This is a genomic window from Brachyspira pilosicoli, assembly GCF_036997485.1.
Lineage (GTDB): Bacteria > Spirochaetota > Brachyspiria > Brachyspirales > Brachyspiraceae > Brachyspira > Brachyspira pilosicoli_C.
This window is the reverse complement of the sequence record NZ_JAWLPU010000001.1, coordinates 722,309-737,284: the sequence shown is the minus strand read 5'-3', so window position 1 is coordinate 737,284 and position 14,976 is coordinate 722,309. Positions and strand designations below refer to the sequence as shown.

General features: G+C 28.2%; 13 protein-coding genes. 11 read left to right on the top strand and 2 right to left on the bottom strand.

The annotated features are described in order from the left end of the window. Nucleotides 1–135 precede the first annotated feature (135 nt). The 6 genes from R4I97_RS03230 (at nt 136) to R4I97_RS03205 (ending at nt 8,201) form a co-directional block, all read left to right on the top strand. A complete protein-coding gene (locus R4I97_RS03230; protein ID WP_335783660.1) occupies nt 136–819 on the top strand; it encodes a DUF969 domain-containing protein in 684 nt (227 codons plus the stop codon). A 30-nt stretch (nt 820–849) separates the two neighbouring features. Beyond that, on the top strand, nt 850–1,767 hold the full coding sequence (locus R4I97_RS03225) for a DUF979 domain-containing protein (protein ID WP_335783659.1): 918 nt from the start codon (nt 850–852) through the stop codon (nt 1,765–1,767). 79 nt (nt 1,768–1,846) lie between these two features. Continuing rightward, nucleotides 1,847–2,455, top strand: coding sequence for a pyroglutamyl-peptidase I (gene pcp, locus R4I97_RS03220; RefSeq protein ID WP_335783658.1), 609 nt, complete (start codon nt 1,847–1,849; stop codon nt 2,453–2,455). Nucleotides 2,456–2,637: 182 nt separating this feature from the next. Next, entirely contained in the window at nt 2,638–3,336 is a 699-nt protein-coding gene (gene pnuC, locus R4I97_RS03215; protein WP_335783657.1) for a nicotinamide riboside transporter PnuC, read from the top strand. Between the two features lie 19 nt (nt 3,337–3,355). Next, nucleotides 3,356–4,369 carry an AAA family ATPase gene (locus R4I97_RS03210; RefSeq protein WP_335783656.1) on the top strand — a complete coding sequence of 338 codons (1,014 nt, stop codon included), beginning with the start codon at nt 3,356–3,358 and terminating at the stop codon, nt 4,367–4,369. Between the two features lie 85 nt (nt 4,370–4,454). Next, the gene (locus R4I97_RS03205; RefSeq protein WP_335783655.1) at nt 4,455–8,201 is read left to right on the top strand and encodes a phosphoribosylformylglycinamidine synthase; all 3,747 of its coding nucleotides are present in this window, start codon (nt 4,455–4,457) and stop codon (nt 8,199–8,201) included. A 243-nt stretch (nt 8,202–8,444) separates the two neighbouring features. On the opposite strand, the gene R4I97_RS03200 is transcribed toward R4I97_RS03205, so the two are convergent. Further along, nucleotides 8,445–8,792 (bottom strand): winged helix-turn-helix transcriptional regulator, encoded by a 348-nt coding sequence (locus R4I97_RS03200; RefSeq protein ID WP_295295393.1) that lies wholly within the window; start codon nt 8,790–8,792, stop codon nt 8,445–8,447. A 124-nt stretch (nt 8,793–8,916) separates the two neighbouring features. On the opposite strand from R4I97_RS03200, the gene R4I97_RS03195 reads away from it, so the two are divergent. The 5 genes from R4I97_RS03195 (at nt 8,917) to pyrF (ending at nt 13,769) form a co-directional block, all read left to right on the top strand. After that, a complete protein-coding gene (locus tag R4I97_RS03195; protein WP_335783654.1) occupies nt 8,917–9,636 on the top strand; it encodes an SDR family oxidoreductase in 720 nt (239 codons plus the stop codon). Between the two features lie 236 nt (nt 9,637–9,872). Then, the gene (locus R4I97_RS03190) at nt 9,873–10,715 is read left to right on the top strand and encodes a DinB family protein (RefSeq protein ID WP_335783653.1); all 843 of its coding nucleotides are present in this window, start codon (nt 9,873–9,875) and stop codon (nt 10,713–10,715) included. A gap of 24 nt (nt 10,716–10,739) precedes the next feature. Then, a complete protein-coding gene (locus R4I97_RS03185; RefSeq protein WP_335783652.1) occupies nt 10,740–11,507 on the top strand; it encodes a dihydroorotate dehydrogenase electron transfer subunit in 768 nt (255 codons plus the stop codon). Further along, nucleotides 11,500–12,417 carry a dihydroorotate dehydrogenase gene (locus R4I97_RS03180; RefSeq protein ID WP_335783651.1) on the top strand — a complete coding sequence of 306 codons (918 nt, stop codon included), beginning with the start codon at nt 11,500–11,502 and terminating at the stop codon, nt 12,415–12,417. The genes R4I97_RS03185 and R4I97_RS03180 overlap by 8 nt, the downstream gene beginning before the upstream one ends. Further along, on the top strand, nt 12,414–13,769 hold the full coding sequence (gene pyrF, locus R4I97_RS03175; protein ID WP_335783650.1) for an orotidine-5'-phosphate decarboxylase: 1,356 nt from the start codon (nt 12,414–12,416) through the stop codon (nt 13,767–13,769). Before R4I97_RS03180 ends, pyrF begins: the two co-directional genes overlap by 4 nt. Before the next feature lie 280 nt (nt 13,770–14,049). Here the strand turns inward: pyrF and R4I97_RS03170 are convergent, their stop codons facing one another. Continuing rightward, nucleotides 14,050–14,706: a phage head-tail adapter protein gene (locus R4I97_RS03170; protein WP_335783649.1), complete on the bottom strand. Its 657-nt coding sequence runs from the start codon at nt 14,704–14,706 to the stop codon at nt 14,050–14,052. Nucleotides 14,707–14,976 lie beyond the last annotated feature (270 nt).

Below are 14,976 nucleotides of genomic sequence, written 5' to 3'. Positions count from 1 at the left end.
AATAATTATAAATTATAAAAATAAATATTAAAAATAATAAAAAAACATAAATTAATAGTTACAATTATTATTTAAATATTATATATTAGACCATAATAATATTACATATTAAACAAATAGGTTATGGAGTATTTTATGATTAAACTTATCGGCATATTAGTTATAATACTAGGCTTTGCTTTAAAGTTAGATACTATAAGCATAGTTTTACTTGCTGGAATAATAACAGGCATTGTTTCTGGAATGGGTATTATTGAAATATTATCATTTTTAGGAAATGCATTCGTTGCCAACAGATTTGCCACATTATTAGTTTTAACTTTAGCTACTATAGGCATATTAGAGAGAAATGGATTAAGAGAAAGAGCTACCAAATGTATTATGGGTATAAGAGGAGCTACTTGCGGAAAGATATTGAGTCTTTATGTAATTATAAGAACTATTGCATCGGCATTATCCCTTAGAATAGGAGGGCATGTTAATTTTATAAGACCTTTAATTTATCCTATGGCAAGGGGAGCTTTAGAGAAATATGGCGTTTATGATAAGCAATTAGATGAAAAAGTGAAAGCAATATCAAATAGTGTTGAAAACTATGGAAACTTTTTTGGACAGAATGTGTTTATAGCTTCTGCTGGGGTGTTATTAGTATTAAGCACTTTGCAAGAATTGGGAATAGAAAATATAGATGCATATTCTATAGCCATTTCAAGCATACCAATGGCAATAGTTGCTATGATAGTCTCTATTATAAGAAATTATTTATTTGATTTGAAATTAAAAAAATTAATAAATGCATTAAAAGAAAATAAAAATTAAGAAATATAATTTTATGGAGAATATAAATTTATGGTAAATAATCTTTTAGAAGTTTTATATATAATTTCTGGAATTATAATAGTTGTATGCGGTATATATGCATATAAAAATAAAGAAAATAAAAAAAGAATAGGAAGTGCTTTGTTTTGGATAATATTAGGGTTTATATTTATTTTTGGTAAAATTATTCCTTCATTTGTTGTTGGGCTTCTTTTAATAGTGTTAGCATTATTAACAGCTACAAAAAACGTATCATTACAATCTTTAAAACCCGTGTCTGATGCATACAGAGAAGAAAAAGAAAAGCTATTTAAAAACTTACTTTTTATACCGGCTATATCAATAGGCTTAATAGCATTTTTGGTTGCACAATTTACAAAATTAGGCGGATTAATAGGATTAGGTATAGGAGCAATGTCATCATTAGTTTTATGTATGATAATAACAAAAGAAAAAGCTTCAACTGTTCCTTATGAATCATCAAGAATGCTTCAGCAAATGGGGCCAAGCGTTATTCTTCCGCAGCTGTTAGCTTCATTGGGAGGATTGTTTGCAGAGGCTGGAGTGGGTGAGATAGTAGCGAATATAATGAAAGGTGTTATACCTGCAGATAATAAGCTTTTTGGGGTTATTGGCTATTGTGTATCTATGGCTATATTTACAATAGTAATGGGAAATGCTTTTGCTGCTTTCGCTGTTATAACTGCTGGAATAGGCATACCTTTTGTTATTGGTTTAGGAGGAGATCCTAATATTGTTTCTGCTTTAGGTTTAACAGCAGGTTTTTGCGGCACATTAATGACGCCTATGGCTGCCAATTTTAATATGATACCTGCTTCTATATTGGAAATGGAGAATAAAAACGGAGTTATATTAGAGCAGATACCAGTAGCTTTAATACTTCTTGCAATAAACACAACTATAATGTATTTACTTGCTTTTAGATAAAAATTAAGATTAAAAAATTATTATTAAAAAGATAATTACAGAAATATTAAAAACTATTTTTATAAAAGGAGCTAATAAAATGAAAGTATTAATAACAGGATTTGACCCATTCGATAAAGAAAAAGTTAATCCTTCATGGGAGGCAGTTAATAGCTTACCTAATTATATAGAAGGCAATGAAATAATAAAATTACAGCTTCCAACAGTATTTAAAAAATCTGCAGAAAAACTTTTTGAAAATATAAAAAATCTTAAACCTGATGTAGTTATATGTGTAGGTCAGGCTGGCGGAAGATATGAGATATCATTAGAAAGAGTAGCCATAAATATAGACGATGCAAGAATAAAAGACAATGAAGGTAATCAGCCTGTAGATGAAGTTATATTTAATGACGGAGATAGTGCTTATTTCTCTACACTTCCTATAAAGGCAATTAGAGATGAATTAAAAACCATTCCTATACCAGCATCAATATCAAATACAGCAGGTACTTTTGTATGCAATCATATAATGTATTCTTTGTTATATTATATAAACAAAAATAATTTAAATATCAAAGGCGGTTTTATACATGTTCCTTATATAATAGAGCAAATACTTGATAAGCCTAATACAGCCTATATGCCAAAAGAAATGATAGTAAAAGCTCTTGAGACAATTATAAAAACTACAGTGAATAATAATTAATAAAAAATTGTAATATGACTTGCTGCAAAATATATTAACAACTATTTTTAATATTTATTTTTGCAGGCAAGTCATTATTAAAAATTAATATTTTCAAATCTATTTTTATAAAAATAAATTTATATTGATTTTACATAAAGTAGTAATATAATAAGGAAAATTTATTTTCTAAAGGATTCATTGTGAAAATAATTATCAAAAATGAGTTTCAAAATTGGAAACCTATAGAAGTGGCGTGGATTATAATAGCATGCAGTATAATATTATCGCTTTCTATATATTGGAAGGAAAATATTATTGGCATAGTGTCATCAATAAGCGGTATATTATGTGTTATACTTACGGGAAAAGGAAAATTATCTTCGTATGTATTTGGAATGATTAATACTATTCTTTATTCTATTATAGCTTTTAGCGCAAAATACTATGGCGAGTTTATGCTCAATGTATTCTACTATATACCTATGAATATAGCGGGTTTTATATTATGGAGCAGAAATATGAATAATGAAAATCAAGAGGTAATAAAAACAAAATTAAATAATAAATATAAAATTATAATATTTGGTTTTTCTTTTATATCAATATTTATTTATGGCTTTATACTAAAAAAATTAGGAGGTTCTCTTCCTTTTGTTGATAGTGCAAGTACTGTGTTTGCCATAACGGCACAGATACTATGTGTAAAGAGATGTACTGAACAATGGATAATGTGGATACTTGTAAACATTTTAAATATTTCTATATGGTATATTAATTTTGCAAGCGGGGGGGACAATATAGCTACTTTGCTTATGTGGAGTGTTTATTTAGTTAATGCAGTGTTTATGTTTATTAAGTGGTATAGAGAGGCAAATAATAAAAATCAGCAGATAAACTAAAAAATTATTCGGAGGTTTTATGTATAATGTAGGAATGTATGGCGGTTCTTTTAATCCTCTTCATCTTGGGCATGTAAAATGCATAATAGAAGCTGCTAATCAATGTAAAAAGCTTTATATTGTTTTAGCTGTTGGAAATAATAGAAATGAAATTGATAAAAAAATAAGATACAGATGGCTTTATCAATTAACAAAGCATATTGGAAATGTGAAGATTATATTTATAGAGGATAATGCAAACACAAAAGAAGACTACACTGAAGATTTATGGGAAGAGGATTCTATAAAAATAAAAAATGCAATAGGTGAAAAAATTGACGCAGTATTTTGCGGAGATGATTATAAAAATAAAGATTCTTTTTACACAAGATATTATAAAGATTCAGAGTTAATATTTATAGAGAGAGATGAAATAAGCTCTTCAAAGATTAGAGATAATGTTTACAAGTATTGGGATTATTTACCTAATATAGTAAAGCCGTATTATACAAAAAAGGTTTTGCTTTTAGGAAGCGAAAGCACAGGCAAGTCAACTCTCACAATTAATTTAGCAAATTATTATAATACCAATTATATAGAAGAGGCAGGAAGAGAATTATCAGAGAAATCAGGAACTGATTTACTTATGCTTTCAGAAGATTTTACAGAGATACTTCTTACTCATAAATTAAATGAAATAAAAGCAATAGAGCATAGCAACAAAATATTGTTTGTTGATACCGATGCAATAATTACAAACTTTTATATGCATTTTTTGGAAGATGAAAATATTATTGATAATGAAAGACTTGCAAAGGCAATTATACATATAAATAAATATGATGCTATATTATTTTTAGAGCCTGATGTTGATTTTATTCAGGACGGCGACAGAAGCGAAGTTATAAAAAATGACAGAATAAAATACAGCGATAAAATAAAAGATATATTAAATGATTTAAATATAAAATATCATTCTGTAAGCGGAGATTATCAAAAAAGATTTAAAAAAGCTGTTTCTATTGTTGATAGTCTTCTTGAAAAACATTTTTAATAATAAAAATATCTTTATAAAACTAATGATATAATATATAATCTATTAATATAAAAACTCCATATAACAATGAGGTATATTTAAAATGAACTATCGTATCTTTATAGAGAAAAAAGAGGGCTTTGATTTAGAGGCGAAAAGATTAGAAAGTCAATTAAAAGAGAATTTCCAAATAAAATGCAGTGTAAGACTTCTTAATGTTTATGACATTTTTAATATAGAAGAAAGTAAATTAACTAATTCTATTAATGTAATATTTTCAGAGCCTCCAACAGATAGGGTAGTTGAAAAAAAAGATTTTGAGAGTTTAAAACATTTTGCTGTTGAATATTTGCCCGGACAATTTGACCAGAGGGCTGATTCTGCATTACAATGTTTGAAGCTTATTTATAATGATATTGAAGAAGTAACTATAGTAAGCGGGAAGGTGATAGTTTTTAGCGGTAATGTAGATGACAGCACAATAGAAAAAATAAAAAAGTTCTATATTAACCCAGTAGAAAGCAGAGAAAAAGATTTAAGCAAATTAGAAATAGAACCTCATCAAAAAGCTGATGACATTAAAGACGTAGAAAACTTTATTAATTTAAATATAGATGAACTTCATAAATATAGAGATAATCTTGACTTAGCAATGACTTATAAAGATATAGAGTTTGTACAGAATTATTTCAAAAATGAAGAAAAGAGAAACCCAACCGAAACAGAAATAAAAGTTCTTGATACATATTGGTCTGACCATTGCAGGCATACAACATTTATGACAAAGATTAATGATGTAAAATTAGAAAATGATAAAAGCAATTTTTCAGAAGTTATACTTAATGTTATTAACAGATATTATAACATTAGAAAAGAGCTTTACGGAGAAGATGTTGATAGCAAAAGAGATATTAATTTAATGGACATGGCAACAGTATCTGCAAAATACATAAAGAAAAAAGGAAAGCTTGAAGATTTAGAGGTTTCTGATGAGATAAACGCTTGTTCTATTTATATAGATGTTGATGCTGTTGATGAAAATGGAAAAAACAAAACAGAAAAATATTTATTGATGTTTAAAAACGAAACTCATAATCACCCTACAGAGATAGAGCCTTTCGGAGGGGCTTCTACATGTTTGGGCGGAGCTATAAGAGACCCGCTTTCTGGAAGAAGCTATGTATATCAGGCTATAAGAGTTACAGGAAGTGCTAATCCATTAGAAAAATTGGAAGATACTTTAGCAGGAAAACTTCCTCAAAAGAAAATTACTACAACTGCAGCTGCAGGATATTCTTCTTATGGTAATCAAATAGGGCTTACAACTTGTTTAGTTAATGAAATATATGATGAAGGCTATAAGGCAAAAAGGCTTGAGGTTGGTGCTGTTGTTGGAGCTGTTCCTGTGGACTATGTGCGTAGAGAAAAGCCAAAGGCAGGCGATATAGTTATAGTGCTTGGGGGAAGAACAGGAAGAGACGGCTGCGGAGGTGCTACAGGTTCATCAAAAAGCCATACTGATACATCTTTAAGACTTTGCGGTGCTGAAGTACAGAAAGGTAATGCCCCAGAAGAGAGAAAGATTCAAAGACTTTTCAGAAATAAAGAAGTTACAAAACTAATAAAAAAATGTAATGACTTTGGTGCGGGAGGAGTTTCTGTTGCTATAGGTGAATTATCAGACGGAATTGACATTAACCTTGATGTATTGCCTGTTAAATATTTAGGATTAAACGGCACTGAACTAGCAATATCAGAATCACAGGAGAGAATGGCTGTTGTTGTAGAGAGTAAGGATGCAGATAATTTTATAAAACTTGCCAACAAAGAAAACATTGAAGCTACAAAGGTTGCCACTATAACAGACACTAACAGACTTGTAATGTATTTAAAAGGCAAAAAGATTGTAGATATAAGCCGTAAGTTTTTAGACACAAACGGAGCTAAGCAAGAGACTAATGCTGTTCTTAAAGATATCAATTTTGACAATAATCCATTTAATACAAAAAATGCATGCTCTCTAACTTCTCATTGGTTTAATATGGCAGAAAATTTAAATGTTGCTTCTCAAAAGGGACTCATTGAAATGTTTGACTCATCAATAGGAGCTACTACTGTGCTTATGCCTTTCGGTGGAAAATATCAAATGACTCCAAGCGATGTAAGCATTCAAAAAATACCAATATTTGACAACAATGCAAAACAAATAAACACAGCTTCTGCTATATCTTGGGGTTATAATCCTTCTATAATGAAATGGTCAGAGTTTCATGGAGGAATATATTCTGTAATAGAATCAATGTCAAAGCTTGTTTCTATTGGTGCTGATTATAAAAAAATAAGATTATCATTTCAAGAGTATTTTGAGAAATTAGGAAATGATGCTAAAAAATGGGGTAAGGTTTATTCTGCATTACTCGGCACAATATATGCACAAACTGAATTTGATATACCTGCTATAGGAGGTAAAGACTCTATGAGCGGTACTTTTAATAATATATCAGTGCCTTCAACTTTAATATCATTTGCAGTATCAACTGTTGACAGTAATGATGTTATATCTCCAGAGTTCAAATCAGCTAATAATTATGTGTATTTAGTAAAACATAATATGCTTGAAAACTACATACCTAATGTTACAGAAATAAAAGATAATTTTGAATTCGTACATAAAAATATAAAAGACAAAAAAATATTATCAGCTTATACAATTAAATTCGGAGGTATTGCTGAGGCTTTAACAAAAATGTCTTTCGGCAACAGAATAGGTGTTGATATAAAAGATGAGCTTTATTTCTTTAACTTAATGCCTGCTTCATTTATAGTAGAAACTAAAGAAGAGTTAAATTATAAAAATGCTATACTTATAGGCAAAACTATAAATGAATATAAAATAAAAGTATGCGGTGAAATAGTAGATTTAGAAGAAATAGAAAAATTATGGCTTGATAAATTATCTCCAGTATTCCCTTATAAAACTTATGAAGATATAGAAACTTACAAGCTAGCTGAATATAAAAGAGAAGCACCATTTATATGCAAAAATAAAACAGCTAAACCTAATGTATTAATAGCTTCGTTCCTCGGCACTAACTGCGAATATGATACTCAAAAGGCATTCTCTGATGCTGGTGCCAATACTGATATTTTTGTATTTAGAAACATTAAGCCAGAATACATAAAAGAATCAATCGAAGAAATGTCTAAAAAAATAGATAATTCTCAAATATTTATGATACCTGGAGGATTCAGTGCTGCAGATGAGCCTGACGGTTCCGGAAAGTTTATTTCTGCAATACTTACAAATGAAAAAATAAAAACATCTATACATAAACTCTTAGAACGCGACGGGCTTGTTTTGGGTATATGTAACGGATTCCAAGCATTAATAAAATCAGGGCTTCTTCCTTATGGAAAGATAGGAAACATCACAGAAAAATCTCCTACCCTTACTTTCAATAAAATAGGAAGACATATTTCTCAAATGGTAACAACAAAAGTCGTGTCAAATAATTCTCCTTGGCTATACAATATACCTGTTGGAAGTGAGTTAGTTGTTCCTGTTTCTCATGGTGAAGGAAGATTTTTTGCTGATGACGATATAATAAAAGAATTAATCAAAAAAGGTCAGGTTGCCACTCAGTATGTTAACTTTGAATCAAAACCTACTAATGAGTTTAGATTCAATCCTAATGGTTCAGTTTATGCTATTGAGGGTATACTTTCAGAAGATGGAAAAGTATTCGGTAAAATGGGTCATAGTGAGAGATATGGAAATAACCTATACAAGAACATCATTACTAAAGATATTTACAATATATTTGAAAATGGTGTAAATTACTTTAAGTAAAAATATAAAAGTTATTAAAAAAATAAAGCTATAGTCTTAAAAGATTATGGCTTTATTTAAATAATTAAAAATTATTTTCTGTAAATGTTTCTACTACTTTTTTTGATTATAATTTTAATGAAATGATTAAGTATATAGGTGTTTTATATGTTTAATGCTAAAAAAAGTAAAACAAAAAACAAACTATACTAATATTTCAAATAATGAATAAGTAGTTAATAAATTTTTAAAAAATATTTTTTATTATAAACATTGAGGATTAGTAATTTCAAACCTTTCATCAATATTTTTCTCTCCCCATTCACACATAGCTTCTAATATTTTTGATAATGATTTGCCCTTTTTAGTTATAATATATTCTACTTTTGGTGGAACTTCTGCATACACTTTTCTGTTTATAAGTCCGTCTTCTTCTAATTCTCTAAGCTGATTAGTTAGAGTTCTTTGAGATATGGGTTTCATATATCTAAGCATTTCATTAAATCTTTTTGTTTTATTTTCTATAAGATAATTTAGTATAAGAGGTTTATATTTACCTCCTATCATATAAAGTGTAACTCCTATTTCTGATGCTACTTTTATTTTTTTCATTTAATTATCCTATTAATTGATAGTGAAATAAATGTTACTTAATAACAATCATTTCCGTTCTTGTGTAAGCAATTTATTAATATATTATAAGGCATAATTATTTTTTATAAAGGAGTTTTTTATTATGAAAAAATTAGTAGTTATTACGGGAGCAAGCTCTGGAATAGGAATGGAAACAGCAAAAAGATTCTCAGAAAATGGATACCCTACACTTTTAATATCAAGACGTAAAGAAATAATGGATAATTTAAAATTACCAAATTCTATAAGCGTAAAAGCAGATGTTACAAATTTTGAAGAAATAAGAACGGCAATAGAAATGGCAGAAGATAAATACGGAAAAACTGATTTGCTTATAAACTGTGCGGGAGTAATGCTTCTTGGTAATATTGATAAACAAAGCTATGAAGAATGGAAGAATATGATAGATGTTAATATAAATGGAATACTAACAACTACAAATATAATACTTCCAGATATGATAAAGAGAAATGAAGGCACTATTATAAATATAAGTTCAATAGCAGGAAGAAAAACATTTAAAAATCATGGAGTATATTGCGGAAGTAAATTTGCTGTACATGCCATAACTGAAAGTATTAGAGAAGAAGTAGCTGATAAAAATGTAAGAGTTATAGTATTAGCACCGGGAGTTGTGGAAACTCATCTTTTAGAACATACAACAGATGAAAATATAAAAGCTGATTATATTGAATGGAAAAAGAGCATAGGAAATGGTTTAAATGCTTCTGATATAGTTAATTGTATAGAATTCGCTTATAATATGCCGCAGGATATATGTGTAAGAGAATTAGTTATAGCAAAGACGAAACAAATAGACTAATGAATATTAAGCCATGGTATATTTTTTATACTTTGGCTTTTTAATTTATGATTAAAATTCAAACATTTTATTTAGAATAAACTCATCTATAAAAAATAAATATTTTTATGTCTAAAAATAAAACTTTAATAATTAATAATATTTAAAAACTTTATAATAATATTTGACAAAAATAAATTTCTCTATTACTATTAGTTAATTGCTGTTTTTACTATATCAGCAAAAAGGAATCGTTTATGATAGACCATAAAATCAATTTGTTAGAAAAAAAAATAAACTCAGAATTAAATAGGTTAAATAAAAAGTCAGAAGAAATTGAAATATTAAAATCAAGTATTATAAACAATCTAAATAAAAATCTAAAAGAGTTAAAAAGCAAAAAATTAAAAAAATTAAGAGAAGAAAAAAAAATAATATATGATAATTTATTAGAATTAAGAAAAGATTTTTCAGAAATAAAAAAAGAGTATAAAAAAACTAATAAAAAAAATAATCATAAAAAACTTAATAAAGAACAATCTGAAACCTCAGAAAATATTATAAAAACAATCACATCACAAAGAGTTCTTACTCTTATGGCAGAATATAACAGAAAAGCTAATAGAATGCTTATAAGTATTTTTAGAGATATACAAAAAATTAATGAATCAGATTTATATAAAGAAACAGGAACTTATTTTAAATCATTAATAAATAGTTTTACTCATATTATAAAAGCAGATATTTATTTCTTTTCTATTTTAAGAAAGTATTCAAGCAAAAAAATAATAGCAAACGAAGAGATATTAACGTACCTTAATGATAATTTTTTATTCAATAAACCAATAGATGCTAATTTGGATAACTTATTTGATATTAGAAAAAAATTAGATGATATAATAATAGATATAATAAATAGTATAGATGATTATAATGTAATAATAAAAATAGATTTTGCTGATGATGTGGTAAAAAAGCCAATCTATCATATAATAATGCATGAATTAAATCATAATACTCATCATAGAGGAGAAATATCTGCTATGCTTGATATGATGGGTTATACAAATGATTATTCTAATTTAATTACTATAATTTAATTTTATTACTGGTTGTATAGGATTATGTTTTTAGAAGATTGCGAGATAGTAGAAAACAAAAAAATAGCAGAGGATAAGTATATTCTCAAAATAAAATCCAAAGAGGCTTTTAAGCATATTAAGGCAGGGCAATTTTTTATGCTAAAAAGCAGCACATATTTAAGAAGACCTATAAGTGTTCATTATGTTTCTAATGATATGGTAGAGTTTTATTATCAGGTAAAAGGCGAAGGCACAAAATATTTATCTAACTTAAAAGACAAAGTTAATATACAAGGACCTTTAGGAAACGGATTTGATACTAATATTAATAATAAAAAAGTGCTTATAGCAGCAGGCGGAATGGGCATTGCTCCTATAAAGCTATTAATAGAAAAATTAGTAAATAATAATAACATCACTCTTGTAATGGGCGGAGCAAATAAAGACGCCCTCAACATAATGGAGAGATTTGATACTAATGATATTAACTTACATATAGTTACAGATGATGGCTCTGTTGGTGATAAGTGTAATGCTGTAGAGAAAACAAATGAAATAATAAAAAAAGAAAAGTTTGATATAATATATACTTGCGGCCCTACCATTATGATGAATGGAATAATAAAAATAGCATTAACAAACAACATATTATGCTATGCTTCTCTTGAGAGGAGAATGGCTTGCGGAGTTAATGCTTGTTTGGGATGCAATGTTGAAGTGAGTTATGACAATAAAACTGTAGTATTAAAAAAGGCTTGTTCTGACGGACCTGTATTTGATGCTAAATATTTATGGATTAAAAATGAATAATAACAGACTTAATATTAAATTTTTAGGTAAAGAATTAAAAAACCCAGTGATAACTTCATCTGGCTGTTTTGGCTTTGGAGAAGAGTATAATAATTATTTTGACGTTAATGAACTTGGTGCTGTAAACTTAAAAGGAATAACATTAAATAAAAAAGATGGAAACAGCGGGGTTCGCATTGCAGAAACACCAAGCGGAATGATTAATTGTATAGGCTTAGAAAATCCTGGGATAGAATATTTTAGAGATGAAATTATAAAAAATATAAAATACTCAACGCCTATTATTTTAAATATTAACGGAAGCAGATTAGAAGAGTATGTTAAAGTGGCAGAGATTGCTAATGAAATAGAGAGAGTTGATTTTATAGAGCTTAATATATCTTGCCCTAATGTAAAAAATGGGGGTATGGCTTTTGGGGCAAGCTGTGAAAGTGCTGAGAGAACTACAAAAGAAGTAAAAAAAGTATTAACAAAAAAGCCTTTAATAGTAAAACTATCTCCGAATGTTACTGATATTGTGAGCATTGCCAAATCTGTGGAGTATGCGGGTGCGGATAGTGTTTCTTTAGTTAATACTTTTTTAGCTATGAAGATAGATATAAAAACAAAAAAACCATTATTGGGTAACACTTTCGGAGGTCTTTCAGGTGCTGCTATAATGCCTATTGCTTTGAGAATGGTTTATCAAGTTTACAAGGCTATTAATATACCTATAGTTGGAATGGGCGGCATTCAAAAATATGAAGATGCTTTAGAGTTTATAATGGCTGGTGCTTCTGTTATTTCTATAGGCTCTGCAATATTTTCTAACCCAACACTCCCTATAGAAATAATAAAACAAATAAATAATTATCTTGAAGAAAATAATATAAACAATATAAAAGATTTAATAGGAGTAGCACATTTATGATGATAGCAGACAACAATCCAAAAGATAGGCTTATAGTGGCATTAGATTTTAATTCTATGTCTGAGGCGGTGGCTTTAATAGATGAACTTGGCGATGAGGCTGTGTTTTATAAAGTGGGGCTTGAATTATTTTTATATACTAAAGGCGAGATAATAGAATATTTGGCTAATAAAAATAAAAAAGTATTTTTGGACTTAAAATTTCATGACATACCAAACACAACAGCTATGGCTTCACTTTTTGCTGCTAAGCAGAATGTCTTTATGTTTAATGTGCATACAAGCGGCGGAAAAAAGATGATGGAAAAGACTGTTGAAGAGATAAAGAAATTAAACAAAGAAAACTTAATAATAGGTGTAACAGTTTTAACTAGTCTTTCAGAAAACGATGTAAAGAATATGTTCACTTCAAATATAGCATTAAAAGACTTGGCTGTTAATTGGGCGAAACTTGGAAAAGAGGCTGGACTTGATGGAGTTGTATGCTCACCAAGAGAGGCTGCTATCATCAAAAAAGAATGCGGTGAGAGATTTAGAACGGTGTGTCCGGGCGTGCGTCCTAAGTGGGCTAGTGTTGACGACCAAGAGAGAATTATGACACCAAAAGAAGCCATAGAAAACGGATGCGATTATCTTGTAGTTGGACGCCCTATCACAAGAAGCGAAGACAGAGTTAAAGCTTGCAGAATGGTTGTTCAAGAGATTGCTGAGGGAATGGAAAATAATAAAAAAAGTAAGGCTCAAAAAATTGCAGTTGCTTTGCTTTCATCTCAAGCTGTTAAACTTAATGTTAAAGAGCCTTTTACTTTTGTATCTGGAATAAAAAGTCCTATATATTGCGACAACAGATATGTAATAGGTTTCCCAGAATATAGGAAAGTGATAGTTGAATCTTTTGTAAATATATTAAAATTAAAAGACTTTGATATAGTAGCAGGTACTGCAACTGCTGGTATACCTTGGGCATCATTTATAGCGTATGAACTTGATAAGCCTATGTGTTATATTAGAGCAGAGAAAAAGGAGCATGGCAGAGGAAGGCAGATTGAAGGAGCTGATTGTAACGGCAAAAGATTAATACTTATAGAAGATTTAATTTCAACAGGCGGAAGTTCTATAAAAGCATTTGAGGCAGCTAAAGCAGAAGGAGCTATTGGTCTTGAGATAATTTCAATATTTTCTTATGAGTTTGAAAAGGCTAAGAAAAACTTTGAAGAAGCAAATATAAAATTCTCTTCTCTTTCTAATTTCTCTTCATTAATGGAAATAGCAAAAGATGAGAAGTATATAAGCGAAGATGAATTGAAGAAAGCTTTAGAGTGGAACAAAGACCCAGAAAATTGGAATGTTTGATAATAGTTTTATAAAATACACCGCACGGTAAACAAGGCAAAAGCATAAATTTTATTAACAATTGCAATAAAACAAAAAACTAATATCAGCTAACCGTGCGTAGAGTGAAGTTTTAAATTTAAAAAATCTTGGGTGGGCGTTAACATTTCTAAATATACAATAAAATAATTTAAACTAAAATTTTAAAATAAGCTATCAAAAATAAAGGGCGGGGTATGTTATTAAAATTTAATTATAATAAAAAACTCAATTCTTTTAATGTTATATATTATTTTATTAATTATGAATATATTTTATTTTTTATGCGTAAACTTGCTTCTATATGCATAATCCAATGCCTTGAAAATGGCATTTGTATTAAACCTCGAATATCTTTTTTACACCAATAATCAATAAGCCAAATTGCATCTTTATCATTGCTTACCACATTCAATAATTTTAACTTTTCTTTTCTTTTTTCTGGTATTTTCTTTTTTAATTCATCATAAGATAAACTATTAATTATATTTTCACTGCTGTTTTTTACATCAAAAATATACGAATAAAGTTCATCTAAGTTAAGTTTTCTTGAAAAGTCGTCTATCTGAGATTTTATAAGTTCATTTCCTGTTGTAATTATAGGTGAATTGATACGTTTTTGATAATTACTAGAAAAAAATATTTGCTCATTGTCTGCTATTAATGTATGTGCAACTATATCTTCAATACGAAAAATATGCCAAATTGAATATGCAATAGTTTTATTATGATATCCATCTGAATTTACAAATGGAATCGCATCAAAATCTTTTCTACTTAATTCTTTATAAAATGATTTTAGGGTTTCTATTAGAATGTTTCTCAAATCAAATAATGCAATAATACCTTCTTTATAGCTATCTTTCTTTTTGATTTTAGATTGTATTTCTTTATTTAATTGTGACCATGTATTATTCATAATCAATTATACTCTAAAAATTTCTTCTTCAAATAGAGTATACTATAAACCTATAAACAAATCTATATTATTTCACTTGTTTAGTATAACTATTAATCACTATCATTATAAATAATAAAATTAAAACACAAAAATATTATTTAAGTATTTAATCTACTCAACGCACGTTTAAAAATATTTATAAACATAATTTAAATAACAATTATAATCTTACTAATAAACAAATGCATTTTTTAACGTGCGTGAAAATAAGCTAAAATTATTTTAAAA

What these genes read in the sequence shown, in the direction of transcription:
- R4I97_RS03230 (WP_335783660.1), top strand. Translation starts at nt 136, where the DNA reads ATGATTAAACTTATCGGCATATTAGTTATAATACTAGGCTTTGCTTTA.
- R4I97_RS03225 (WP_335783659.1), top strand. Translation starts at nt 850, where the DNA reads ATGGTAAATAATCTTTTAGAAGTTTTATATATAATTTCTGGAATTATA.
- pcp (WP_335783658.1), top strand. Translation starts at nt 1,847, where the DNA reads ATGAAAGTATTAATAACAGGATTTGACCCATTCGATAAAGAAAAAGTT.
- R4I97_RS03210 (WP_335783656.1), top strand. Translation starts at nt 3,356, where the DNA reads ATGTATAATGTAGGAATGTATGGCGGTTCTTTTAATCCTCTTCATCTT.
- R4I97_RS03205 (WP_335783655.1), top strand. Translation starts at nt 4,455, where the DNA reads ATGAACTATCGTATCTTTATAGAGAAAAAAGAGGGCTTTGATTTAGAG.
- R4I97_RS03200 (WP_295295393.1), bottom strand. Translation starts at nt 8,792, where the DNA reads ATGAAAAAAATAAAAGTAGCATCAGAAATAGGAGTTACACTTTATATG.
- R4I97_RS03195 (WP_335783654.1), top strand. Translation starts at nt 8,917, where the DNA reads ATGAAAAAATTAGTAGTTATTACGGGAGCAAGCTCTGGAATAGGAATG.
- R4I97_RS03190 (WP_335783653.1), top strand. Translation starts at nt 9,873, where the DNA reads ATGATAGACCATAAAATCAATTTGTTAGAAAAAAAAATAAACTCAGAA.
- R4I97_RS03185 (WP_335783652.1), top strand. Translation starts at nt 10,740, where the DNA reads ATGTTTTTAGAAGATTGCGAGATAGTAGAAAACAAAAAAATAGCAGAG.
- R4I97_RS03180 (WP_335783651.1), top strand. Translation starts at nt 11,500, where the DNA reads ATGAATAATAACAGACTTAATATTAAATTTTTAGGTAAAGAATTAAAA.
- pyrF (WP_335783650.1), top strand. Translation starts at nt 12,414, where the DNA reads ATGATGATAGCAGACAACAATCCAAAAGATAGGCTTATAGTGGCATTA.
- R4I97_RS03170 (WP_335783649.1), bottom strand. Translation starts at nt 14,706, where the DNA reads ATGAATAATACATGGTCACAATTAAATAAAGAAATACAATCTAAAATC.